The sequence below is a fragment of the Agrobacterium sp. 22094 genome (assembly GCF_052046015.1).
GTDB classification, from domain to species: Bacteria; Pseudomonadota; Alphaproteobacteria; order Rhizobiales; family Rhizobiaceae; genus Agrobacterium; species Agrobacterium cavarae.
The window spans coordinates 49,032-72,742 of sequence record NZ_JBQEPX010000001.1; the positions used below are offsets into that span (position 1 = coordinate 49,032).

At 59.1% G+C, this 23,711-nt stretch carries 20 protein-coding genes; 8 read left to right on the top strand and 12 right to left on the bottom strand.

All coding sequences use genetic code 11. The annotated features are described in order from the left end of the window. Positions 1-115: 115 nt before the first annotated feature. Together ACTJK5_RS00245 and ACTJK5_RS00250 are read left to right on the top strand one after the other, a co-directional pair. Positions 116-4,132, top strand: coding sequence for a Pls/PosA family non-ribosomal peptide synthetase (locus tag ACTJK5_RS00245; protein ID WP_440611588.1), 4,017 nt, complete (start codon positions 116-118; stop codon positions 4,130-4,132). Beyond that, positions 4,129-4,782 carry a 4'-phosphopantetheinyl transferase family protein gene (locus tag ACTJK5_RS00250; RefSeq protein WP_440611589.1) on the top strand — a complete coding sequence of 218 codons (654 nt, stop codon included), beginning with the start codon at positions 4,129-4,131 and terminating at the stop codon, positions 4,780-4,782. The genes ACTJK5_RS00245 and ACTJK5_RS00250 overlap by 4 nt, the downstream gene beginning before the upstream one ends. A gap of 115 nt (positions 4,783-4,897) precedes the next feature. Here ACTJK5_RS00250 and ACTJK5_RS00255 read toward each other — a convergent pair whose 3' ends face one another. The 3 genes from ACTJK5_RS00255 to ACTJK5_RS00265 all read right to left on the bottom strand — a co-directional run bounded on the left by ACTJK5_RS00255 (position 4,898) and on the right by ACTJK5_RS00265 (position 7,682). Beyond that, positions 4,898-5,629 carry a hypothetical protein gene (locus ACTJK5_RS00255; protein WP_440611590.1) on the bottom strand — a complete coding sequence of 244 codons (732 nt, stop codon included), beginning with the start codon at positions 5,627-5,629 and terminating at the stop codon, positions 4,898-4,900. A 524-nt stretch (positions 5,630-6,153) separates the two neighbouring features. Then, a complete protein-coding gene (locus ACTJK5_RS00260; protein WP_274102983.1) occupies positions 6,154-6,999 on the bottom strand; it encodes a diguanylate cyclase in 846 nt (281 codons plus the stop codon). 179 nt (positions 7,000-7,178) lie between these two features. Beyond that, a complete protein-coding gene (locus ACTJK5_RS00265) occupies positions 7,179-7,682 on the bottom strand; it encodes a PAS domain-containing protein (protein WP_112956487.1) in 504 nt (167 codons plus the stop codon). 204 nt (positions 7,683-7,886) lie between these two features. On the opposite strand from ACTJK5_RS00265, the gene ACTJK5_RS00270 reads away from it, so the two are divergent. After that, the gene (locus ACTJK5_RS00270) at positions 7,887-8,090 is read left to right on the top strand and encodes a DUF4287 domain-containing protein (protein ID WP_112956486.1); all 204 of its coding nucleotides are present in this window, start codon (positions 7,887-7,889) and stop codon (positions 8,088-8,090) included. Between the two features lie 148 nt (positions 8,091-8,238). Next, positions 8,239-8,583 carry an HNH endonuclease gene (locus ACTJK5_RS00275; RefSeq protein ID WP_343107679.1) on the top strand — a complete coding sequence of 115 codons (345 nt, stop codon included), beginning with the start codon at positions 8,239-8,241 and terminating at the stop codon, positions 8,581-8,583. 169 nt (positions 8,584-8,752) lie between these two features. Here the strand turns inward: ACTJK5_RS00275 and ACTJK5_RS00280 are convergent, their stop codons facing one another. Beyond that, positions 8,753-9,175, bottom strand: coding sequence for a hypothetical protein (locus ACTJK5_RS00280; protein WP_112956484.1), 423 nt, complete (start codon positions 9,173-9,175; stop codon positions 8,753-8,755). A 172-nt stretch (positions 9,176-9,347) separates the two neighbouring features. Then, a complete protein-coding gene (locus ACTJK5_RS00285; RefSeq protein ID WP_062427792.1) occupies positions 9,348-9,740 on the bottom strand; it encodes a winged helix-turn-helix transcriptional regulator in 393 nt (130 codons plus the stop codon). An 81-nt stretch (positions 9,741-9,821) separates the two neighbouring features. On the opposite strand from ACTJK5_RS00285, the gene ACTJK5_RS00290 reads away from it, so the two are divergent. Continuing rightward, positions 9,822-10,553 carry an SDR family oxidoreductase gene (locus ACTJK5_RS00290; protein ID WP_113271749.1) on the top strand — a complete coding sequence of 244 codons (732 nt, stop codon included), beginning with the start codon at positions 9,822-9,824 and terminating at the stop codon, positions 10,551-10,553. 96 nt (positions 10,554-10,649) lie between these two features. On the opposite strand, the gene nhaA is transcribed toward ACTJK5_RS00290, so the two are convergent. Both nhaA and ACTJK5_RS00300 read right to left on the bottom strand, forming a co-directional pair. Next, positions 10,650-11,864 carry a Na+/H+ antiporter NhaA gene (nhaA, locus tag ACTJK5_RS00295; protein ID WP_440611591.1) on the bottom strand — a complete coding sequence of 405 codons (1,215 nt, stop codon included), beginning with the start codon at positions 11,862-11,864 and terminating at the stop codon, positions 10,650-10,652. Between the two features lie 177 nt (positions 11,865-12,041). Beyond that, the gene (locus ACTJK5_RS00300; protein WP_440611592.1) at positions 12,042-12,986 is read right to left on the bottom strand and encodes a bile acid:sodium symporter family protein; all 945 of its coding nucleotides are present in this window, start codon (positions 12,984-12,986) and stop codon (positions 12,042-12,044) included. A gap of 289 nt (positions 12,987-13,275) precedes the next feature. Between ACTJK5_RS00300 and mauJ the strand changes: the two genes are divergently transcribed. Continuing rightward, on the top strand, positions 13,276-14,790 hold the full coding sequence (mauJ, locus tag ACTJK5_RS00305; protein ID WP_440611593.1) for a methylamine utilization protein MauJ: 1,515 nt from the start codon (positions 13,276-13,278) through the stop codon (positions 14,788-14,790). A 71-nt stretch (positions 14,791-14,861) separates the two neighbouring features. On the opposite strand, the gene ACTJK5_RS00310 is transcribed toward mauJ, so the two are convergent. From ACTJK5_RS00310 to ACTJK5_RS00320, 3 genes are all read right to left on the bottom strand, one after another. After that, the gene (locus ACTJK5_RS00310; protein WP_440612547.1) at positions 14,862-16,010 is read right to left on the bottom strand and encodes a nickel/cobalt transporter; all 1,149 of its coding nucleotides are present in this window, start codon (positions 16,008-16,010) and stop codon (positions 14,862-14,864) included. A 269-nt stretch (positions 16,011-16,279) separates the two neighbouring features. Continuing rightward, entirely contained in the window at positions 16,280-16,927 is a 648-nt protein-coding gene (locus tag ACTJK5_RS00315; RefSeq protein WP_113226468.1) for a DUF1007 family protein, read from the bottom strand. Between the two features lie 74 nt (positions 16,928-17,001). Beyond that, positions 17,002-17,895, bottom strand: coding sequence for a LysR family transcriptional regulator (locus tag ACTJK5_RS00320; RefSeq protein WP_062427799.1), 894 nt, complete (start codon positions 17,893-17,895; stop codon positions 17,002-17,004). Between the two features lie 542 nt (positions 17,896-18,437). Between ACTJK5_RS00320 and odc2 the strand changes: the two genes are divergently transcribed. Together odc2 and ACTJK5_RS00330 are read left to right on the top strand one after the other, a co-directional pair. Beyond that, a complete protein-coding gene (gene odc2, locus ACTJK5_RS00325) occupies positions 18,438-19,571 on the top strand; it encodes an ornithine/lysine decarboxylase (protein ID WP_113180914.1) in 1,134 nt (377 codons plus the stop codon). A gap of 286 nt (positions 19,572-19,857) precedes the next feature. Beyond that, positions 19,858-20,424: a GNAT family N-acetyltransferase gene (locus tag ACTJK5_RS00330; protein WP_113180913.1), complete on the top strand. Its 567-nt coding sequence runs from the start codon at positions 19,858-19,860 to the stop codon at positions 20,422-20,424. A gap of 123 nt (positions 20,425-20,547) precedes the next feature. On the opposite strand, the gene ACTJK5_RS00335 is transcribed toward ACTJK5_RS00330, so the two are convergent. Beyond that, positions 20,548-21,372: an AraC family transcriptional regulator gene (locus ACTJK5_RS00335; RefSeq protein ID WP_113180912.1), complete on the bottom strand. Its 825-nt coding sequence runs from the start codon at positions 21,370-21,372 to the stop codon at positions 20,548-20,550. A gap of 225 nt (positions 21,373-21,597) precedes the next feature. Continuing rightward, entirely contained in the window at positions 21,598-23,412 is a 1,815-nt protein-coding gene (locus tag ACTJK5_RS00340; RefSeq protein WP_113180911.1) for a methyl-accepting chemotaxis protein, read from the bottom strand. Between the last annotated feature and the right edge of the window lie 299 nt (positions 23,413-23,711).

Here is a 23,711-nt window from a genome sequence, read left to right on the forward strand (position 1 = left end):
CGCGCCTGCCCAAAAATTCTGCATTTGGCCTTTTCTTGCACCTTCTTTCGGCGCAATTCCAAATGATGTATAGCGGCGGCATTTAAGATGCTGCTCTGTATATTTTGGTGACTTCATGGACTGGAATGTGGCCGAAAGGCCGTTGGAATTGACCGTTTTTGCGCCGATTGCCCCGTCGCTTCCCGTCCGAGAGGATGAACCTTACGCCCGCGACGAGATGTTGCAGGAAATTTTTGAGCAGACGGCCAGGCGCTATCCGTCCAAACTTGCGCTTCGGCTTCTGGGAAACGATCCCGAATATAGCCGCCGGACTGAGCTGACCTACGGGCAACTGGCTGAACGCGCCATTCGCTTTGCCCGCACGCTGCAGACCATGGGGGTGAGACGTGGCGATCGCGTTGTCATCTGCCTGCCGCGCGGGCTCGATCAGTATATGGCGATCCTCGGTACGCTCTGGGCCGGTGCCTGCTATGTGCCGGTGGACTGGACCTATCCGCAGGACCGTATCGACTTCATTGCCGAAGATAGCGGCGCCACGCTGATCGTGACCGATGCCGAACGTGCCGGTGCCATGCGGGTGCAGACGCTGGTGGTCAACGAGACTCTGGGCGATCTTGCGGCGCAGGATGCGCTGCCGATCACGCGGGCCGAAATCGGCGCGTCTCCCGACGATCTCGCCTATATCATCTACACCTCCGGAACGACCGGTCGCCCCAAGGGCGTGATGATCTCGCATCGCAGCGCCTGCCATTTCCTGCGGGCCGAAGGCGCGATCCTGGCGATCGAGGACACCGACAAGGTGTTCGGCGGCTTCAGCGTGGCCTTCGACATGTCGATCGAGACCATGTGGAGCGCCTTTTCCGCCGGTGCCGAACTGTTGGTTGCCAACGAAGCGCTGCACAGAGCGGGCCCGGATGTGGCGATCACGCTGGCTGAGGAAAACGTCACCGTCTGGCACGTGGTGCCATCGCTCTTCACGCTGGTGGAAACCGAGCTTCCGACGCTGCGCATCGTCAATCTCGGCGGCGAAGCCTGCCCGCCGGATCTGGTGAACCGCTGGGCGCGCCCCGGCCTCCGCATCCTCAACACCTATGGTCCGACTGAAACGACGGTGACGGCCACATGGACGGAGGTGCAGCCTGGCCGCCGCGTCACCATCGGCCGGCCATTGCCGGGCTATACCGCCTGGATCGTCGACGACAAGCTTTGGCCGGTGAATGCCGGCGCCGAAGGCGAGCTTGTGATCGGCGGGCCGGGGGTCAGCTCCGGCTATGTGAACCGCCCCGATCTCACCGCAGACAAATTCGTCATGACGCCCTTCGACGGGCCGGACGGGCTTCCCGCGCGGATCTATCGCTCCGGCGATCTCGTGCGGCTCGATGCCGTCGGCGATATCGAATTCATGGGGCGCATCGATACGCAGGTGAAGATCCGTGGTTTCCGCGTCGAGCTTGCCGAGATCGAAGCGGTGATTGCCGAGGATTCCAGTGTCGCGCAGGCCGTGGTGCATCTCTTCCGCGATGATGACGGGTCCGAACTTCTCGCCGCCTTCCTGGTGGCGCGGGGCAGTGCGGTGATCGATATCGACGCTGCCCGCAAGCGCGTGGCTGACCGCTTGCCGAACTATATGCGGCCCGCCGCCTACCAGATACTCGATGCGCTGCCGACGCTGCCCGCCTCCGGCAAGGTGGACCGCAAGGCGCTTCAGCGCCCGGTGGTGGTGGCGTCCTCGGATCGCGAAGCTGTCGCGCCGCAGACGCCACTCGAAATGCAGCTGCATGCCATCTGGTCTGAGGCTTTCGCGCCGCAGAAGGTTTCCGTCGAAGACGACCTCTTCGAGGATCTCGGCGGCCATTCGCTGAAAGCCGCGCGTCTGGCGTCGGCCATGCGCAAGGCGCCCGGCCTCTCCGGTGTTTCCATTCAGGATCTCTACGCTGCGCCGACCATCCGCCGGCTTGCCGCGCGCCTGGGTGAGCACGTGATGGCCGAGAGCGCCGCCCTCGAGCCGTTCCACCGTGTCAGCACGTTCCAGAAGCGCCTCTGCTGGACGCTGCAGACCATCGCGCTGGTGCCGATCTATGCGGTGGCCGGGCTGCAATGGTTTTTCCCCTATCTGGCCTATACCTATCTGGTCGAAGATTTCGGCCGCGTTTCGGCGCTGCTGTTGAGCGGCTTGAGCTTCATTCTCATTCCGCCGCTTGGCATGGTCTTTGCGATCCTGGTCAAATGGCTGGTGATCGGCCGCTACAAGGCGGGCGATTATCCGCTGTGGGGCAGTTATTATCTGCGCTGGTGGTTCGTGCGCCGCCTTTCCGATATCATCGCCACACCCTATCTCAGCGGCACGCCGATGATCCGCTTCTATTACCGGCTGCTGGGTGCCAGGATCGGTCGTCGTGCCTTTATCGGCACCGTCGCCATCGACACCGCCGACCTCGTCAGCATCGGCGATGATGCAATCGTCAGCGATTATGCCATGCTCGCCACCAGCTCCGTCGAGCGCGGCCTCTTGCGCCTCGGCTCGGTCAAGATCGGCCGCAGCGCGTCCATCGGCACCATGGCGGTGATCGGGCGCAACTGCGTGGTGGGCGATGCTGCAGCGCTCGAGGATCTGTCTTCGCTGCCGATGAACCAGTCGATCCCCGCTGGCGAAAGCTGGAACGGCTCTCCGGCCAAATGCGCCGCCACGGGCCGTGTTGCCCGGCGTGATGACGAGGCGGGCTTCCTGCGCCGCTTTCTCGTCGGCGTCGGCCTGTTCATCGCCGCCGCCCTTCTTCCCGTGGTCGCCATCCTGCCGATTGCGCCCGGTCTGATCGCGATGATCGAAATCGACTGGAACACCGATGGCTATTCCTACCTGCTGATTTCGCCGTTCCTGGCGCTCACCTATATCGTGTTGATGTGCGTTCTGACCGTCTTTGCCAAGCGCCTGATCCTTGGGCCGGTGCGACCGGGGCGCTACTCGATCCATAGCTGGTTCTATCTGCGCTTCTGGTTCGTCCAGCAGGTGACGGATCTGGCGCTGGCACTGCTTCACCCGATCTATGCCACCCTTTACGTGCTGCCCTGGTATCGCGCACTGGGCGTCAGGATCGGCAAGCGTGCCGAGATCTCCACCGCCGCAAAGATCGTGCCCGATCTTGTCGATATCGGGCCGGAAAGCTTCATTGCCGATGGCGTGGTCTTTGGTGCGGCGCGCCATGAGCCCGGCATCATCGAGCTTGCGCATACCAGAATCGGCCGGCGTTCCTTCATCGGCAACTCCGCAGTGCTGCCGACCGGGGCCAAGATTGCTGATGGTACGCTGATCGGCGTGCTCTCCAAGCCGCCATCGGATGGCGGGGCCGAGAAGCCGGATGGCACATGGTTCGGTTCGCCACCGATTTCGCTGCCCGTGCGCCAGGCCGTCGGCCTGTTCGATGAGGGCGCGCGCTTCAACCCGCGGCCACGCCTCGTCGCCATGCGCCTTGCGATCGAGGCGATCCGGGTGATCCTGCCGCTCACCCTGTTTCTCGCCTTCTTCAGCATCCTGTTCTCCATCGTCGGCGATATTCAGGATTACGATGACAGCCAGACGCTGATCGCAGCCGTCTTCCCCTTCCTCTATATCGGCTTCGCGCTGGCCTCTGGTCTCTCGGTCGTGGCGCTGAAGTGGCTGGTGATGGGCCGCTACAAGCCGACGACCAAGCCGCTGTGGAGCACCTTCGTCTGGCGCACCGAACTGGTGACGGCAACTTACGAGAACCTGGCAGTGCCGAACCTTCTGCAGCCTTTGCGCGGCACGCCGTGGATCTCGGCCTATCTGCGCCTGCTCGGCTGCAAGATCGGTCGCGACTGCTTCATCGACACGACCGATGTCACCGAGCATGATCTGGTGCGCATCGGCGACGAGGTGGCTCTGAACGAGTTCTCCGGCCTGCAGACCCATCTCTTCGAAGACCGGGTGATGAAGGTCAGCAGCGTCACGGTGGGCGACCGCGCGGTGATCGGCTCCTACGCCATCGTTCTCTACGACGCCGAAATCGGCGAAGATGCTCAGCTTGGCGACCTTTCCGTCGTGATGAAGGGCGAAACGTTGCCGGCGGGCACCTCATGGGAAGGCTCTCCGGCGCAACCCGTGCGCAGCGCATGAGCGAGATCGTCTGGCTTTCCGGCGCGGACGATCTGACGATAGCCACCGGCGAGGCGTCGGTGGTGTGGCACCTGCGCCTCGACAGGCCCGAGACGGAACGACTGGCGGGGGGAGCATCGCTCTCCGCCGCCGATCTGCAGGATCTGGCGGCCAAGCCGGATGCCGGCATGCGGGCTCTGCGCCGACGCCTGGCGAAGATCCTTCTGGCGCGGCTCTCTGGCCTGCACCCGGACGAGATCATCATCGGCAGAGGCGCATTCGGCGCGCCGCAGGTCCTCCATCCACAAAGCTGGCACATCAGCCTCGCCGGACGATTTCCCCACTGCCTGATCGGCCTCAGCCGGACCCCCATCGGCGTGGATATCGAACCGCTTGATGCCGAACCGCCGCCCGAAGACAGCTTTACCCCCACCGAACGACTGGCCCTTCAAGGGGCCACGGATAAAACGCTCGTCACCCGCTGGACGGCAAAAGAAGCCCACGCCAAATGCCTCGGCGTCGCGTCGCGCATCGATGCAGCTGAGATGGAGACGGTGGCTTCCGGTGACGGATTGCGGGTAGTTTCGAGGGATGGGGAGACGAATGTGTGCGTGCGGGTGGAGGCAGGGGGGGTCTGGTCTGTTGCGACGGTATCCGATCCGGAATCATGACACGGATTTCAGGCACACCGTCAATTTCATCGTCTGAGCGCTCAGAAAACGTGCTTATTGGGAGCTGTCATCATCCGTCGCTCGACGCGAACTGCAGACATCACCAGTTCGCCTGTCAATGAAGGCGCTCTCGAACCAGCTCTTCTCGTCTAGCCATCGCTTTTTCAAGAAGCCAACTATCCTTCGAGCGTATTCGAAGGCTCACGGATAGAAGCAACGACCGTGTTTCCTCGCTAAGTAGCCAAGAGCGAGTTTCCTTCATAGTGGTCTCAGGCACATCCTCCCAATAGCCTCGCTCAGAGGGATCGCTCTCGAAAAGACAGCTTGACACGAGTAGATGGGCAACTTGAAGGCCGCAACAGTCATCATTTGATGCGAGGACGTCGGTCCGTAAGCCACTAGGGTCAATGTTCAGTATCGCAAGGCTGACGAGCCAATCACCGGCAAGGACATCATCCGTATGCCGCTTGAAAGCATCCGTGCAGGCATGGATAAAAATTTCCTCAAGGGACCGTTGCTCGTTTTTTGGCCATGTCCGCCATGCCGCCATCTCCAACTTGAGAGCGATCATCTGAGGCTCCACGGCACCGGGCTCCGTTGCAAGCTCAAGGAGCCGTGGAAGGAAATGCTTGTAATCCTCGATAGTGCCGACCGTCGTTAGTGCCGCCAATGCATATTCTTGAACATCCCTAGCATCGAGAAGCCTTAGCGGCTTTGAGCTCAGTTGGTTCAGTAGCAATTTTGGATCGCGTAGCGGCGAAGCGTCAAGAAACAGCGGACGGCCGTATCGAGCAAACACGTCATAAGCACCGTCAATCTGTTGGCTTAGTTTGAGCGCATCAAGCACGGCTAATCCTATTTATCAGTTTCGCTATCGCAAGCATTGATAGTCACCAGCGATGATCAACCCTGCTTTGCGTCGAGGAGGCTAGGCCCGTCGGGGTAAGAAGGAGATCAACTTTTGCTTTGCATCAGCTAATGCATCGGAAAACGTTGCAAAGTCGATGAGGAGAGGAGCGGTGGCGGGGTCGCTGTCCCGATAGCGAGAATAAATGCTCACCTCGAACTGATCCATAGATCGCTCTTGGCTCACCACCACCATCTCGCCGTTGTCGAAGAGGATTTCAGCGACTAGTTCTTCATATGCCGTGTCTGAGGTTATCGCAATTTGGTAGTTCAGTTGAACCGCTCCCCTCTATGGTCTTCCTTAAAAGACGAGGATAAGCAGACATCTGGATGTACGCAATGGGCCAGAATTCACACCGCAGGTCCTATCAATATTCGTAATGTCCCAGCCTCATGCTCTCCCCCCCCCCCCCGCATAGGGGGTGGAAACGGATTTCATTCATGCGGACCAGCGCGACAATCGTCTTAAGGCTGCGCCCGAACCACGACATTTCTGCCCTGGTCCTTTGCCGAGTACAATGCCGCGTCGGCGCGCAGGAGAAGCTCTTGCAGTCGCTCGGTCGGTCGGGCCTGGGCGACGCCGAAGCTGCCGGTGATGCGCCCTTTGGGCAAGGGCTCGACCACGCGACTTTCGACAGCGTGGCGCAAACGTTCTGCCACTGTTTCCGCCGCTGCGAGGTCGGCGCCGGGCAAGACGATGCAGAACTCTTCGCCGCCCATTCTTGCAGCGTAGTCGTAAGGGCGCAGGTGATCCTTCACGGCTTCGCCGATGGCCATCAGAACATTGTCGCCGGCATCGTGGCCGTATTCATCATTGATGCGCTTGAAGTGATCGAGATCGAAGAGGATGAGAGACACGGCTTCTTCGGGCCGTGCGGCCTTGGCGCGAATGATCGGCATCTGCTCCATCAGCGCGCGGCGGTTTCCCAGCCCGGTGAGAAAATCCGTAGTTGCCTGATGTTTCAATTGCTTGGTCAAAGTCTCGACCTGCAAGAGCGTCGCGCGCGCAATATCGGTCACCGTGCCGATCTCGTCAGGCGACTTTGGATAGAGCTTCAAAATCCCCTTGTCCTCCGGATACCGCTTCATGGCATCCGCCAGCAGGTTGAGAGGCCTGAGCAGCCGCCAGATCGCAAAAAGGCACAGCGACGTGCCGACCAAGGTAGCGACGAGAATGAGAAGGAGAACCGACAACATGCTGAGCTGAAAACCCATCGACAGATAGGCGACAAGCGCAATCAGCGGCACGTGGACGCTGACGAAGCAGACAAGAAAGGTTTTCGCGACAAAGGACGATTTGATCTTGGTCACGAGCACCTCAGGCTGCGGCTTGTATTAACGCTGCCTCATTTAGTGGCATAAACATGAGAATCCTAGACCATTTTCTGGTGGGCGACATTTCGCAGCGAGTGGCTTGCATCGACACGAGAGGCGCGTACGTCCTATTGAACGATCTCGTTCAGGATGTCAGTTTTGCAAGGCGCCGCTTGTCATGCGCCACCAGCAGAGAGCGATCTGAGCGCCGAGGACAGATAGCGTTCCGTCAGTTCGAATTTTCTCGCCTTTGCCAGATCGATCGCAGCGCCAATATGCAGTTCCAATCCTTCAGCCCCGGAACTTGCGTCGCTCTCCTGTTCGACAAGCACCACACCCGAATAGACCGAAGGCACGCCATCGAAGTCCTTGGCGCATGATCCCATGCTCAGGAGAGACTTCACCTTTCCATTGGCACAGTGAATCCGATAGGGCGACACGAACGGCGTGCCACCCAGGATGACATCATGGATACGGGCGGCAAGGCGCGGACGATCTTCCTCGACGATTTTTTCGAGTATGGACTCAACGGGAATACCCTCCGCGAGCTTGTCTTGATCAATCTCGTATATTCGCGCGAAAGCCACGTCAGCTGTCAGCAGGTTCGTTGCCAATGACCAGGAATAGAATCCCGCACCTTCCAACAGGCCTTTGATCAAACGTCTCTGCATCGTTTCCATGGTGACTCCACATTCCCTTGTCCTTATTAAAGACGATGAGATGGTCTTCGCCAATGGGTTGCGCAGGCAGTCTGCCGGATGTTGACGGTACAAATTCGATCACATTTGTGTGTTCTCTTTTGCTAAAATAAGGTGACTACCAATTGCTGACGGAAGGGGCCGTGATACTCTTACAAGAGAGCCAATCGAAAGTTCGGAGATGCCATGACGAAAGAGCCTGTGAAAGGTCCTGCTTCCTATTTTCCGTCCATTGAAGCCAAGTACGGCCGCCCCATAGCGGACTGGAAAGACCTCATCAAAAGTCAAAGCGGCAAGAAGCACATGGAGCTGGTTTCCTGGCTGAAGCAGGAGTATGGCTTGGGCCATGGTCATGCGAATGCGCTGGTTGCGGATACGCTTCGCGAGTAATCTGAAACTTCGGTTAATTGACCCGACCAGGCGCAGGACGAAACACGCCATGTGGGTTTTGACCGTTTCGTGCTAACAATATCCGGGTCGTCATACCCGGATGTGCCGAGCAAGAAGCATCCCAGTCCATACCAGGAGAGATTACCCCATGGCCCGAAAGAACAGGGATGAGCAGGCGTCGTGGGACGAGCCGAAGCCGGAGCCGGTGATCTGTGCGCTGTGCGAGCGCGTCATACCCGACGATCAGATGGACCAGCATCATCTCGTTCCCAAGAGCAAGGGCGGAAAGCAAACCGTGAGCCTGCACCGGATTTGCCACGACCAGATCCATTCGATCTTCACCGACGCCCAACTCGCCAAGAAGTTCTCCACGATCGAGGCCATTCTGGAGGAGCCTGCGGTGCAGACATTCGTCGCCTGGATCAAAAACAAGCCTCCGGGCTTTGCGGATTCCGCCAAGGGATCACGGCAGTCCTTCGGGCGAGGGCGCTAGTCTTAAAGCAAGGTCCACGCAAAAGTGGGCAGCGGTTTTGCGATAACGACATGCGACAAAACAAGGACTTGAAGCGTAGGGAGCGAATCTGAAAGATCGCGACACGCTTTAAAGCGGCGTGCGTCCTATTGGACGCACAAAGGAGGCTTGTCTTATGACTATCCTTGCCTCAGACGGATAGGTCGAAGATATCCGCCTCTTCCTGGGTCGCGAAAGTGAATGTCACCAGTTCGCTGTCGTCACTCTGGCGAATGCCGATGGCCGTCACGATCAGCCGGGCGATCTCGTCCTGCGCTTCGCTTCCCGATCGCGATGACCCGACCGCCTTCTCGATGGCGGGAGCGAAGAGTTCGCTGATCACACCAAGGCGCATATTGTAGCGCATGATGATATCGCGGTCCTCGATGATCGCGGCCTGTTCTTCCTTCGGGATATCGGCATTGTCCATGGCGGTGATCGTCGCATTCGTCGCCAGCTTGATCGGGCCTTCGGCCAGCCAGCGATCGACCATCTCATCGAACTGGCGCATGCGCTGCGCGGGGATTGTCTTCTGTACCGTGATCGACATCTGCGTTCCTTTGTTCGCTGCCATGCTTGCTGCCCCACGCTTCCCGATGAGGGGTCGGCGATCGCCAGCATGAGATCTTTTGCGAGCTGGCTTTATGGCGTCAGGCCACAAGCTTCAATGGTTTTGTGGCGAAAGCCTGCCCGCCGATAGGCGTGATCTTGACGAGTGAGCGCAGCGGCCGGACGAAGCCACGCCCTTAACGACCATCTTTCGCATCGTCATAGGTTTTTGCTGCCGCGTCGATCCTGTCGCCATTTTCAGCTGCCCATGCGCACAGGGCTTCGAATGGCTGCCGCAGGGAGTGGCCGAGCGGCGTGATGGCATATTCCACGCCGATCGGCTGCGTCGGCAGAACCGTGCGCGTGACCAGCCCGTTGCGCTCCAGCCTCTTCAGCGCATCGGCCAGCGCCTTGTGCGTGATGCCATCCAGACGCCGCTTGATTTCGTTGAAGCGCGATGGTTTGGGGCAGATCACCGTCAGGATCAGGATCGTCCATTTGTCGGCGATCTTGTCCAGCACCGGGCGGACTTTTGGCATATCGCAGAGCGCCTGCTGAGAGAGGGTTTCCAGGTCGGTATACTCGTCCATATCTAGGCTATCCAAGGTGCGTAATTGATATCAGATATCCACCGTATATCATGGCGGAACCATTGATTGAAAGGAATTACGATGGCTCGCATGAACAATAAGGTGGCTCTGGTCGTAGGCGGCGCGAAGGGCATCGGCCTAGCCATAGCAGAGCGGCTTTCTGCCGAAGGCGCAAAGGTCTTTCTCACCAGCCGCAAGCGGGAGGAGGCCGAAAAGGCAGCGCACGGCATCGGCAATGGCGCGGTCGGCATTGCCGCCGATGCAAGCTCTCCCGAAGACATGCTCGCGGCTGTCGAAACCGTCCGCCAAGCCCATGGCCATATCGATGCGCTGGTCTTGAATGCCGGTCTTTCCGAGTATGCACAGATTGCCGAGATCACGCCGGAGCATTTCGACCGCCACTTCGACGTCAACGTGAGAGGGATGGTCTTCGGCTTTCAGGCCGCTCTGCCTGCAATGAGAGAAGGAGGCTCAGCTGTCCTTATCGGGTCGATTGCCGGTAGCGCGGGCTATGCAGGTTACGGAACCTATTGCGCCACCAAAGCGGCCGTCCGCTCCTATGCACGAACCTGGACGGCGGAGCTCGCCCCCAAAGGCATCCGCGTCAACGTCGTCGCACCCGGACCGACGGATACGGACATGATGGCCTCAGTCGCAGACGACGTGCGCGCGGCCATCGTCGCGCCGATCCCCATGGGCCGCATGGGACGGCCCGCGGAAGTGGCCGCGGCGACGCTGTTTCTGCTGAGCGATGAGGCGAGCTATATCGCCGGCGCCGAGCTCTGCGTCGATGGCGGGTTGCGGCAGGCTTAAGCGCGGATGGAAGATGCTGCCCGACCGCGAAGGGGTCGGGCAGCCACGATCACCATCCCGAGCCTGCGGCTCACGATGGTTGGCGACGTGGAGCCGTCAGGCTGTGGTGTGGACTGGACGCTGCGGTGTCGTCTGCCGCCGGCTGGTCAGTGTCAGGATCAGGGCTCCGCTCAAACCGGACACGAGCGATCCCATCAAAATCCCGATCTTGACGTGATCCTGCACCGCCGGATCGTTGAACGCCAGCAAGCCGATGAACAGCGACATTGTAAACCCGATGCCACAGAGAAGTGCCGTTCCTGCCACCTGTCCCCAGCTTGCCTGCGCGGGAAGTTGTGCGAGACCGAGCTTCACGAGCACGGCGACGATGCCAAACACGCCGATGAGCTTGCCGAAGAAAAGGCCACCAGCAACACCCATTGTCAGTGGCTCGGTAAACACCGACAGGCTCAGACCCGAAAGGGAAACGCCTGCATTGGCGAAGCCGAAGATTGGCACGATGATGAAGGCAACAGGCTTGTGCAGCGCGTGCTCGAGACGATGAAGCGGCGACTCCTCCGGCGTCGCTTCCGGTGTGCCGGGCGTCAACTTGAGCGGGATCGTCAGCGCCAGCATCACGCCAGCCAGCGTTGCGTGAACGCCGGACGCAAAGACGAGCACCCAAAGCACAGCGCCAAGGACGAGATAGGGCCACAGCACCTTTACCTTCATCCTGTTGAAGATGAAGAGGTTGCCCCAAACGAGAGCGGCGCCGACAAGCGCAACCAGGTTCAGGTCTGCCGTGTAGAACAGAGCGATGACGATGACCGCACCGAGATCATCGATGATGGCGAGGGCTGCAAGAAAGATCTTCAGCGAGGTCGGGACGCGCGATCCGAACAGTGAGAGCACCCCAAGGGCAAAAGCGATGTCCGTCGCGGTCGGTATGGCCCATCCCTGCAAGGCGGCTGGATTGTCGCGGTTCAGCAGGACGTAGAAGAGTGCCGGAAACACCATGCCGCCCGCTGCGGCAGCACCCGGCAGAACCCTGCGGCTCCAGCTGGAGAGTTGACCGTCAAGCATTTCGCGTTTGATTTCCAAACCCACCATCAGGAAGAACACCGCCATCAGGGCGTCGTTGATCCAGTGCTGGATGCTCAGCGGTCCGATATAGACGTGGAGGATATGGAAATAGTCTTCAGCCAGAGGCGAGTTGGCCGTGATGATGGCAAGAAGTGCAACTGCCATGAGCACGAGGCCACCCGAGGCCCCGTTGTCGAGAAACTTGCGAAGTGTGGAATTGATGCGACCTGGATTTGATGTCGAAGACACAGGCTCACCCTCCCTTAGTTGGAAGTTGATCTTAGTCTCCGTCGATTTCGGGGGAACCCGCAGCGCACGCAGCACGCGCTGTCAGGTTCAATCATAGCGCAGTTTGGTGCGTTTTTCTACCAAAACCGGCATCGTGCGCGTCCGGTTTAAGGCTTTTTCGCCGGCCAAGTCGACGTTTCAGCGCCGCGCTTGTTCATCCTCCACCCGTCCGGCAAACCAGTTGGCGAGAAGTGCGCCGGATATGTTGTGCCACACGCTGAAGATGGCGCTGGGCACGGCGGCAAGTGGCGAGAAATAGGCCGTTGCAAGTGCGGCACCGAGGCCGGAATTCTGCATGCCGACCTCAATGGCGATGGCTTTGCGCTTGGCAAGCGTCAGGCCGAAGGCCTTCGCCGCAAAGAAGCCCAGCAGGTAGCCGAGGCCGTTGTGAAGGATAACGACGGCAAAGATCATCAGGCCGGATTGGACGATGGACGCTTTGGACGCGCCGACAACCGCCGAGACGATGAGCACGATGCCGATGACGCTGACGAGCGGCAGAGCAGGGACGGCGGCCTTGACGAAAGCGGGCAGAAGCTTCTGCAGGATTGCGCCGAGCGCCAGCGGCACCAGCACCACCTTGATGATGCTCATGAACATCGCCCAACCATCGACGGGCAGGTACTGGCTGGCAAACAGCCAGACGAGGAAGGGCGTGACGATGGGAGCCACAAGCGTGGTGACCGACGTGCAGGCAACCGAGAGCGCCACGTCTCCCTTGGACAGATAGGTCATGACGTTGGAGGATGTGCCACCGGGGCAGCAGCCCACCAGGATCACGCCGGCCGCTACTTCCGGCGGCATTGGAATGAACTTGGTCAAGAGAACCGCCAGAAGCGGCATGATGAGGAATTGGCCAAGAACGCCGATCGTCACATCGAAGGGCCGCTTCACGACCTCGCGGAAGTCATCAAGCGAAAGGGTAAGACCCATGCCGAACATGATGATGGACAGCAACGTCACGATCCATGGGCCGATCTGCTTGAACGTATCGGGAAAGAAGAAGCCGAGGACCGCAAACAGCACCACCCAGGCCGCGAATGTCTTGCCAACGAACGACGATATCTGCGCCAGTGCCTTCATGATCTGTCCCTCCAAAGAAATGCTAGCGGGACGTCTAGATGCGTCAGCTTGACTGTCAAGGTCAGTTTGGCAGGGTTGTTGCGTGTCTGCTAATATTGCGGTTGCCTGCTTTCAGAAGGCATGTGGACGCCAGCTGCAGTCGGAGACGACGCGCGTGCACCCATCGGCGAGCCCATCCGCCGCCCAGCAGAAGACATCAAGGGCGCGCTTTTGTCAGCCTGATTTGATCGTCCTAAACCTTTAAGTCTTCATCGCTCCTCAGCCATAATGTGTCAGCTTGAAATGTATCGTGGTAGATGGGCTGCAGTGTATTTTCCTCAGCGACGTGCTAAGAATCGATGTCGAAAACTCGCGCGCTAAAGCAACTTTGAGAAATTTACTTTCGATAATGAAAGATGCAAAATTCGAGAATACAATTTTGTATCAGAAGTCACGGTATGAGCTTCTGCCTGCCGACCAATGTGCGGGCGAGTTTCCCGATACTCGAATTTCCATTGAAACTATCGACGCAAATGACGAAAGACTAAAGCAAATTGGTTGGACCGGCGCGCATGTGCTCGCTTCGGTACCATGGCCGACAAAACCACATCTTGTAGAATTTCGAGGCTTCCAGTTATTTCTCTTGCCGTCTGACAAATCACTCCTGCCGGCAATTTTCGTTAGGGATTCAACTGGGACGGACGGCCTTGCTCGGTCAACGATTCTCAGGTTTTTGAGTATTTGGAGTTGGATTGAAGGGTATGGGATAAAAGTTGAGAGTTGGACGGCAGGTTCGCGTCCTTTCCGTGTACAAGGACAAAATATAAATTTAGTCTCAAATTTTCCTTTGAAGTTTTCCTTTTGGCCAAAAAATCTCTCTCGCGAAGCAGAGATCGCCATTGCACTATTTCGCGAAGCCAAAAGCCTGGGCCATATTCCATACAGCCTGCTAAGTTATCTCAAAATTATCAACCTCCTTGAGAAAGGACATAACGGTCAGCGTAAGGTTATAGAAAAGTACTTGAGGGAAATATCTGAACCTAGGGCTGTGAAGCGGCTTGATGAGCTTGGAGCGAACCCAGACGGTATGGCTCGCCCAGACTATATCCTGAATGCATGCCGACATGCGGTTGCGCATGCCAATCTTGATAAGGGATACATCTTCGACCCAGATAGTCCTGAGGACATTAGTCGACTAATCAAAGATGAGCCAATCATCGAGGAACTTGCAAGTCTAGTAATCAGGCGCGAGTTTGGTGTTCCGTCTCGGAGCGATAACTGGAAGTCGAAAACGCACTACATATCCGGGGTGATCTGGTGGATCGGCAACACGACCTATCAAAAAGTTCTCTCTTCGGGCTATGTCGGCCGACGTTCTCTTCGGCTACCAAAAAGTGTGGATTTATTGATCGAGGGAAAGCCGAGAAAGGAAGCACTCACGCACCTCCAAATGAGGGTGCAACAAGTAAAGGACGGCATCGCGACTTTAAGGTTGTCATCCGAGGACATGCTTTTACATTTGGAAGCCGCGATTGATTTCAACACCGGTCGACTGGTTTTCGACCCGATGCTACAGCGACATAGTTTTGACGACGGTACTGTTCGAGCGGCAGAAATTGCAGCCGACCTCAACGAATTTTGGGCTGAAATGTTTATGAATGGAGTCTGCCAGCTGTGGGACTCAGACAATTCTAGCTTACTTGCCGAAGCAAACGCCTACATACCGTTCAATTGTTTCTTTGATCCAGAGCGTCACCGAAAATCGGTGGAATCAATCCAGGCCGAAATAGCGCGTAGACGTCTCCTAGTCGCGCAGCTTGAATAAGCTGCCAACTCCGTGACGTTGAAGGCAATCCTTACGCAGTCCAAACCCCGACTTAATCGTTAACTAGATCCTCACGCCTGCAACGACGCTCCCAACAATGCCAGCCCCATCAACAGCACCACAAGCGCCCCGGCAATCTCAATACCATTGGCGATCCTTGAAGCGCGGCGGCTGCCGGTTCCGGCGTAGCGGATGGCGGCGTCCTTGGCGGTGACGGCGAGGATGGCGAGGAGCGAGACGGTGATGGCGGTGCCGATGGACATGGCGAGCACCGAGAGCATGCCGCCGAGCAGCAGGCCGTTCAGCATGGAAAAGCTCATGACGATGATGGCGCCGGAGCAGGGGCGTAAGCCCACCGCCACAATGGCCGACCAGGCTTCGGTGAGGCTGAAAGTGCGAGACTGGAAGAGCAAGGGGTCCGGCGCATGAGCCTTGCCGCAGGCATCGCAGAGATCGCCGCTGCCGCTTTGGGCGTGATCGGCAAAGACCGGTTGGCCCTGGAAGCGCAGGCCGCTGCCCATGCCGGTGCGGCGGGGCGCCGAGCTTGCGGGCTCTCCGAAGCCGGTCGTTCCGTTTTCGGCTGCCTTGAACGAGAGCGCGGGGCTGGCGGACAGGCTGGCGCTTGCGACAGGCGAGGCCGATGAGGATGCGGCAAGCGCCGGTGCGGGCGTCTGCGGGGATGCGAGCGCGTGATGATCAGAGCGCCGATGCAGCATGCTCCAGATCTTGCGCGCCAAGAGCCAGGCGCCGAAGAGCGCGACCATGGCGAAGCTGGCAATTTCCATCGCCTGCGTCGCCTTGGTCATGGTGATGGAGGTGCCGCGCAGCACGAAATAGGCGGCGACGACGAGGCCGATGGCGACGACGCCCTGGATCAGCGCCGAGACGAAGGAAATCAGGATGCCGCGCTTCAGCTGCGTCTCGTTGGCGATCATGTAGGAGGAGATGACGGCCTTGCCATGGCCGGGGCCGGCCGCGTGGAAGACACCATAGGCAAAGGAGAGGCCGATCAGCGAAGTCAGCGCCCATGGGTCTTCGCGCATGGCTTTCAGCGCGCCGGTCAGTGCGCGGTAGAAGCTCTGCTGGTGGACGTTGATCCACTGGAAGAAGGGTGCCAGCGGCCCGCCGACGGAAATGGAGGGTTCGGCCGAGCCGATGCCGAGCGGCGATTGGGCGTGGGCGACGCTGAGCGAGGCGAAGAGCAAGGTGAGGGTGGTCAGCGCGAGGAGAAGCTTGCTTCCCTCATTCCTGTCCTTGTGACAGGAATCCAGTCGTCGCGCGTCTGCGCGGCGGGAGGAGTCTTGCCGACCCAACGACCTCTCCGGCGTCATGGTCGGCCCCCAGGTCACTTCCGAGGGTGACCTGACCATCCATGAGCCGTTGAAAACATGGATCCTCGGGTCAAGCCCGAGGATGACCCAAAGCGAGCGTTTCAGGGTAATCATCAATCCCTCAGCCTGCCGGGCTCCCTGCGGTGAAACGCCATCCTCTAGCATTGCAGTTCCAGTCTTGTGGCAAAGAGCTTGGTCATGTCGGTGCCGGTCGGGTCGTTGAAGAAGGCGTCGGTCAGGCTGCTCTGGTTCTGGGCGATGATTTCATCCGGGTCCGGGCGCACCACCTTGTGCTTGCAGGCGGCCAGATGCGGACCCTTCACCACGATGTCGGTGTCCTTGGCAAAATCGATGGCCGTATACATCGTCGGGTCCCAGGCGCCGAAGGAGAGCTTGCCCTTCACCGGCAGCGGGTTCTTCGGCTTGACCGAGAAGAACATCAGGATCTGGCCGTCCTTGTAATCCACATGGATGACGTCCGGCTTGTTGAAGTCGATGTTCTTTCCGTTCACCGCGATGAAGGTGTAGTAGGAATATTCCGCCAGCGATTCATGCACCGTGTTGCCGATTTCGGCCAGCTCTTCCTTGTCGAGCTTGGCGTCGCTGTTCTTGTCGTAATCCAGCACGACGCTTGCGGAGAACATCTCGTCGAAGCGCCAGATGTTGCGCACTTCCTGCACATTGCCATCCGCGCCTTCGATGATTTCCATGCGCGCTTCGGCAAAGATATGCGGATGGGCGAAGGCGGTGAGCGGCGCAAGACAGGCGGCGGCGCAGGCGGCCGTTGGCAGAAGGAGTTTTTTCATGGGCCGCGTTTATCCTCGGGCGAATCTGCGGTTACTCTATAACAAATTGGGTCTGAATTTCGGCGGCCAGCCGATCAACCGTTCTTTCGGAACCAGTTGGACAGATAATCGACGAAGCTGCGCACCTTGGCCGGCAGATAGCGCCGGTGCGGATAGACGGCGTAAATGCCGCGATCGCGGGAAATATAATCATCGAAAAGCGTCACAAGCTCGCCCGACTGGATATGCGGGCGGGCAATAAAGTCCGGCACGATGGCAACGCCTAACCCAGAGCGCGCCGCACGCAGCGTCGCCTGCGGGCTGTTGACTTCGATCGGCCCGCGGGTTGCCACCGAATTGGTGCCGCCGCCCGGTTCGAAATAGCGGATGTGATTCTGGAAGCGGGAATTGGTATCGATAATGCAGGGGACTTTTCCGAGATCCTGCGGGTTTTCCAGCGGCCCATGGCGGGCGACGAAATCCGGTGTCGCCACCGCGTGGACGCGAAAATCCGACAGCTTGCGGGCAATAAGACCGGAATCCTCCAGCTTGGTGATGCGGATGGCGAGGTCGAATCCTTCCTCGATCAGATCGACGAAGCGGTCGTCGGCGACGATCTCCATCGAAAGCTCGGGGTTTTCGCGGGCGAAATCGATGAGGCTCTGGCCGACATCGGCATCGATGAAGGTGCGCGGTACCGAAAGTCTCAGCTTGCCCTTCAGATCGGAATTCTTCTCCCGCACCAGATCGGCGAGATTGTCGATCTCTTTCAGAATATCGGAGGCGGTGCGGTAATAGGTATGGCCGGCTTCCGTCAGCGAAAACTGCCTTGTGGTGCGGTTGAGGAGCAGCGCGCCGAGATCGTCTTCCAGTTCGCGGACATATTTGGACAGCAGCGCCTTGGAGCGTCCGGTCTTGCGCGCGGCGGCAGAAAAACCCTCCGCTTCGACGACGTCGATAAAGGCGCGAATGCGCGTCAGCGTGTCCATCCAAAAACTCCTGTTCGTTCCATATAATTGAACGATTGGAATCCACTGTCCAACAGGAAAAGCACTGCCGAAAAAATTCGCGACATGCTGAAAAAATCCTCTTGATTATGACGGCGAATATTCTTATCTCCCTGTCTGCCCAAAGTCGCACGTGCCCATGTGTGTCCGCCGACCCTCGATGTGGTGAGGAGTTCGGTAAGGTACCTGGAATTAACCCCTCCAGTCGCTGTTCCGGCCAACCGGATATGCGAGGACATACGAAGCAACGACGGTGCGGGCCTTTCTGGTTCTCTGCCGGCTTTCCATCAGCCGGGGTACTGAAGAGGCACACCATCATTGCCGTAAGTGCGGTTGGGTATGATTCCCTCCAATCCCATGGCAGACAAAGCCGAATAATGCTCCTGGCAGGGCGTTGTTCACATTTGCGCCTTGAGCGTATGCGAATGAATCTGCGCCTCCACCGGCTGATTCGTCTTGCATATCTCGAGCGTTCTTTGTCCTCCGGAATTTTCCGGAGCCGGATCAAGTTAGGGAACACAACGATGACGACTGCTCGCATCCTCGACTTCATCAATACCCGCCGTCCCGAAGGTCCCTGCCTTGTGGTCGATCTCGACGTCGTGCGCGATAATTTCCACGCGTTCCGTCACGCCCTGCCGAACAGCGCGATCTATTACGCCGTTAAGGCCAACCCGGCTCCAGAAATTCTGAAGCTGCTCGCTTCCATGGGCTCCAACTTCGATTGCGCCTCCGTGGCTGAAATCCAGATGGCGCTCGATGCCGGTGCGACCTCCGACCGCATCTCCTTCGGCAACACCATCAAGAAGGAACGCGATGTTGCACGCGCTCACGCGCTCGGCATCGATCTCTTCGCCGTGGACAGCCATGAGGAAGTCGAGAAGGTTGCCCGCGCAGCCCCAGGTGCCCGCGTATTCTGCCGCGTTTTGACCGATGGCGAAGGTGCCGAATGGCCGCTGTCTCGCAAGTTCGGCTGCGTGCCGCAGATGGCTGTCGACGTTCTGGTCTATGCACACCAGCTGGGTCTCGAATCCTACGGCGTGTCCTTCCATGTCGGTTCGCAGATGATGAACCTCGACGCATGGGATGCAGCCGTTGGCGATGCCAAGCGCGTTTTCGCCTCTCTTGCCAAGCAGGGAATCCACCTGCAGATGGTCAATATGGGCGGCGGTTTCCCGACCAAGTATCTTCGCGACGTTCCCGCCGCTGAAGAATACGGCCAGGCGATCGACACGGCGCTGCGCAAGCACTTCGGCAACCAGATCCCGAAGACCATCATCGAGCCGGGCCGCGGCATGGTTGGCAATGCGGGCGTGATCAAGGCGGAAGTCGTTCTCGTCTCTCGCAAGTCCGACAATGACAACCATCGCTGGGTGTTCCTCGACATCGGCAAGTTCGGCGGTCTGGCCGAAACCATGGACGAAGCCATTCGTTACCCCATCCGCACCACGCGCGATGAGGACACGATGGAGCCTTGCGTTCTGGCCGGTCCGACCTGCGATAGCGCCGATGTGCTCTACGAGAAGAACATGTACCCGCTGCCGGTCTCGCTGACCATCGGCGACGAAGTTCTGATCGAAGGAACGGGCGCCTACACGACCACCTATTCGGCGGTCGCTTTCAACGGCTTCGAGCCTTTGAAGGCCTATGTGATCTAAACCCGTCTCAGGGTTTTTACTGATCCAAAGCAATGTGATCTGCGCGAGACGCCACCCGTTGGGGCGGATGGCGTTTTCCCGGATCTTCCCGTTCCGGCCCGGCTGACGCCCGGGCCTGGCGCAAACCCTGCTTGCCAAGCCCTCTGTCCAGCCGAGGGAAAGCTTGCGGCGCGCGCCGGGCCGGAACGGTTCAATCCTTGTCGTTGCAGGTTTTGATCAAAAACGGGCGCGACATGTTCTTTCGCAGGTGCCGCTTTCGTGGGCGGCTTGGTAACGGGAGGCCGGGATGGCCGCTGTTCTCAATTCGGTTCGTGCATTCTTCACGCCGCAGACATTCTTCATCGATACCGAAAACGCCAGCGACGTCGTCGCGCGCGAAAACCTGCTGGACCGCGCCATGGGCCCTGGCCGCCGCCGCAAGTCTTCCGAGAAGCTGCGTGCTGGCCGTGTGCCTGCTGAAGGTCTGGCGCTGGTTGCCCGTGATGAGGATGGCCATGTCATCGGCACCGTGCGCCTGTGGAACGTCGAGGCGGGCGTGACCCGCGAAGGCCGCCCGGTTGCCGCCCTGCTGCTCGGACCGCTCGCCGTCGATGCCGCGCATGAGGGCAAGGGTATCGGCTCGGGGCTGATGCGCGCGGCAATCGCTGAAGCTGCCCGCCGCGGCCACGGCGCAATCCTGCTTGTCGGTGACGCGCCGTACTACGAACGCTTCGGCTTCTTCGCGAACAAGACCCAGCACCTCGTCATGCCAGGCCCCTTCGAGCGCAACCGCTTTCTGGCGCTGGAACTGAAGGCGGGTTGGCTGGATGGTGCCGCTGGCATGCTGGTGGCGAGCGGTCGTCGCTTTTCCTGATGGACAGGCAGTCTTTTGGGTCTGCCATGTAACTCTGTGAACCAAGAGAGCCGTTCCCGGTATGGGGGCGGCTCTTCTTATTTGCGGGTGGGCTGCTGCTTTCCGGCCAATCCTGCAATCTACTCACGAAACGATCGGTATCCAGATTTCCACCTCGCCGCGACCGGTGCGCCCATCGAAGCGGTGATCGTAGCGTTCGAAGTCCGGGGCCTGTGCGCTGTTCAGGCCAGCGTCGGGCAGTGCCTTGTTCCAGATCGTATAGACTGTCTTGGCAAAGTCCGAGATATGGCCGCTATGGGTGAAGACGGCATATCGGTGTGCGGGGATATCGATATGCTCCATCCCGGATGTCGAGCCTTTTGCCTCTACTCCCGCGATATAGCGGAAATTGCCGGCGCCGTCCCCCATGCAGCAGACCCCATATAAGGCTCCCGGCACGGCGTTTTCCACCTCGTTTTCGCGGGCGTTGAAGGCCTGCCAGAGTGCCGGTATCGCGCCGGTGTTGCCAAAGGCGCAGTCGATGCCAAGTCCCACCACCCGCAACGCGCCGCGTTCTTCCAGGCGGGGGGCTGCAACCGGAACAATCATATCCTTGTTCATTTCAAAAGGCTCCATGAGATCGAGAGTGGTGATGGATCGATGGCTTCGCAGAGCGCTTGGCGTGATGCCGAAGCAATGTGCGAAGGCACGTGTGAATGCCTCGTGAGAACCATAGCCAGCATCGAGTGAGATGGCGATGATGTTGTCCTGACCATGGGCGACGGCGCGTGCCGCCTTGGATAATCTGCGGGCGCGCGCGTAGCTCATGATCGACATGCCTGTGGCCAGTTGAAAGATCCGGCACATGTGATGGACATTGACCGCGCAACGCTCAGACAGCGAGGTCAGGGACAGGTCTGTGTGCAGATCCGTTTCGATCTGCCAGATCAGTCTTTCAACAACGGCCATGGGCTCTCCCGTGCTTCACCCGGTCCTTATCGCGGATCGGAGGCTGGTGCGCTTGATCGTATTTGACTTTGCGATGACGGCAAGGGTGCGTCGAGAGCGTGCTTTATGGGACGCAGAAAAGGCTGAAGCGTGTTGCGGCGTTTCAAAACCGCTCCACGCTTCAGGTCGATATCTCACTTGTGGGGGCAGGGCGGAGGGTGCCGCCATGCCATCATACCATCCGGATTACGCGGCGCGCTGGACCTGCGCCTGGTCGTTGCCGGCGATCTGGAACCGGCCTGCGAGCGAGGCGAGCGTGTGGGCGGCATCTGCCAGCGTCTGGGTGGCGGCGTTGGTTTCTTCCACCATGGCGGCATTGTGCTGCGTCATCTGGTCCAGCGTGTTGACGCTGGTGTTGATCTCGGCAAGACCGACGGATTGTTCGCGAGCGGCGGTTGCGATGGCGTCGATGTTGAGATCGATGCGCGATACCACGGCCTGGATTTCGGCCAGAACCGAACCGGTCGACTGAACGAGATCGACGCCGCCTGCCACTTCCTGGCTGGATCTGGCGACCAGCTGCTTGATTTCCTTGGCGGCGGCGGCAGCGCGTTGCGCCAGATCGCGCACCTCCTGCGCCACGACGGCAAAGCCCTTTCCGGCATCGCCCGCACGCGCCGCTTCAACACCGGCATTCAGCGCCAGAAGATTGGTCTGGAAGGCAATGCCTTCGATGACGCCGATGATGGAGCCTATTTCACCCGATGCCGTCTCGATGCGGCTCATGGCCGAAATCGCCTCACCAACGACAGCGGAGGAATGGACGGCGGAGTTGCGCGCATCCTTGACCAGATTGCGCATGTCTTCCACGCGCGATACCGAGGCCTTGCCGGTAGAGGTGACCTGCTCCAGGGCTGCGGCGGTTTCTTCCAGCGCGGCTGCCTGCTGCTCGGTGCGGCGCGCCAGATTGTCGGCGCCGCCACGCAGTTCCTGCCCCTGTCGGTTCAATTGGACGGTCTCCGACAGAACCTCCCGAAGCGTCGAGCGCAACGTTGCGACCGACTCGTTGAAATTCTGTCGCAGGGTATCGAAGCGCGGATGGAAGGGCTGTTCGAGATTGCGGCTCAGATCGCCATTTGCGAGCTGGCTCAAGCCACCGCCCAGTTGCTCGACAGCAAAACGAAGCGCGTCGGCATCGGCAAGACGCTCACGTTCGCGCTCCTGGCGTTCGGCATCGCTTGCCTGGCGCGCCTCCTCGGCTTGCGCTTCCAGCCGTCTTTTCTCCAACCCCGCATCGCGGAAGATGGCAAGCGCCTTTGCAATGGCGCCGATCTCGTCCTTGCGGCCAAGGTGCGGCGGAGCGTTCGTCAGGTCGCCACCTGCCATCGTCGTCATGGCGTGGGTCATGTCGCCCAGCGGGCGGATGGCGCGGCGTCTGGTAAAGAGCGTGGAGGCGATGCACAGAAGAATGAGGAAGAACCCAAGGCCATAGCTTGCGCCCTGTAGCAGGGTGGTCTGCGAAGCAGCATAGGCCTCCTTCTCCGTGCCGAAGACATTGCCCATCTCCACCAGTTGGTTGACGGCAGCTTCATGCAGATGGAATTTCGCCCGCAGCGCGCTCAAGGATGCGGTAATGGCCGCACGATCATTGGCAAAAAGGGCAGGGAGCGTTGTGGTTTCCATTTCGCGCCAGAAATCGTCGCCCTTGACCAGCACATCATCGAAAAGCTTGGCCTTCAGGGCATCTGGCAGAGTGGTCGTCTTCCAGTATTGGCGACGGTCTTCATATTGGTCTTTCAGAACCTTCATTCGTGCTGCGTTGGTGTTCAGCGTATCGGTATGCAAGGCGCTTTCATTGGCAAGCGCATAGCTTTCGATGACATACAGCGGCGGCGGCAGAATATCGGCGATCAGGTCCTTGCTGTAGATGATGTCCTGATAGATCGGGCCATTCACCTTCAACCTGTTTAGCGCCTCAGCGCCTGTCAGAAGTGTCAGAAGCACGCCTGCAATCAGGGCAATGCCTGTGGCTGTGATGGCCGCTGAAATGGAAACTCGCATGGTTGTCTTTCTCCGGGCCCTCGATCGCCAGATGCGGCATTAGGGTCATAGCTTGAGTCCGGGAAATAACGTCGCGAAGATAGGTTTAGATCGAACTAATTATAGTTAATAATAATAATCTGTTTTAGCGTGGTTAAAGGTTTCTTAAATCTCTGGCCTCCCAGAGCAAAAGGCGCCAGGGCTTGCGCCTTCCCATGCGATTTGATCCACCTCAAATGCCTCAGTCGTTCGAAGAGATAGGAAAGGCGCGACACACCTTCTCCGCTCTTTTGCGCCGAGTCCAAGCTTTGCGGGCGCGA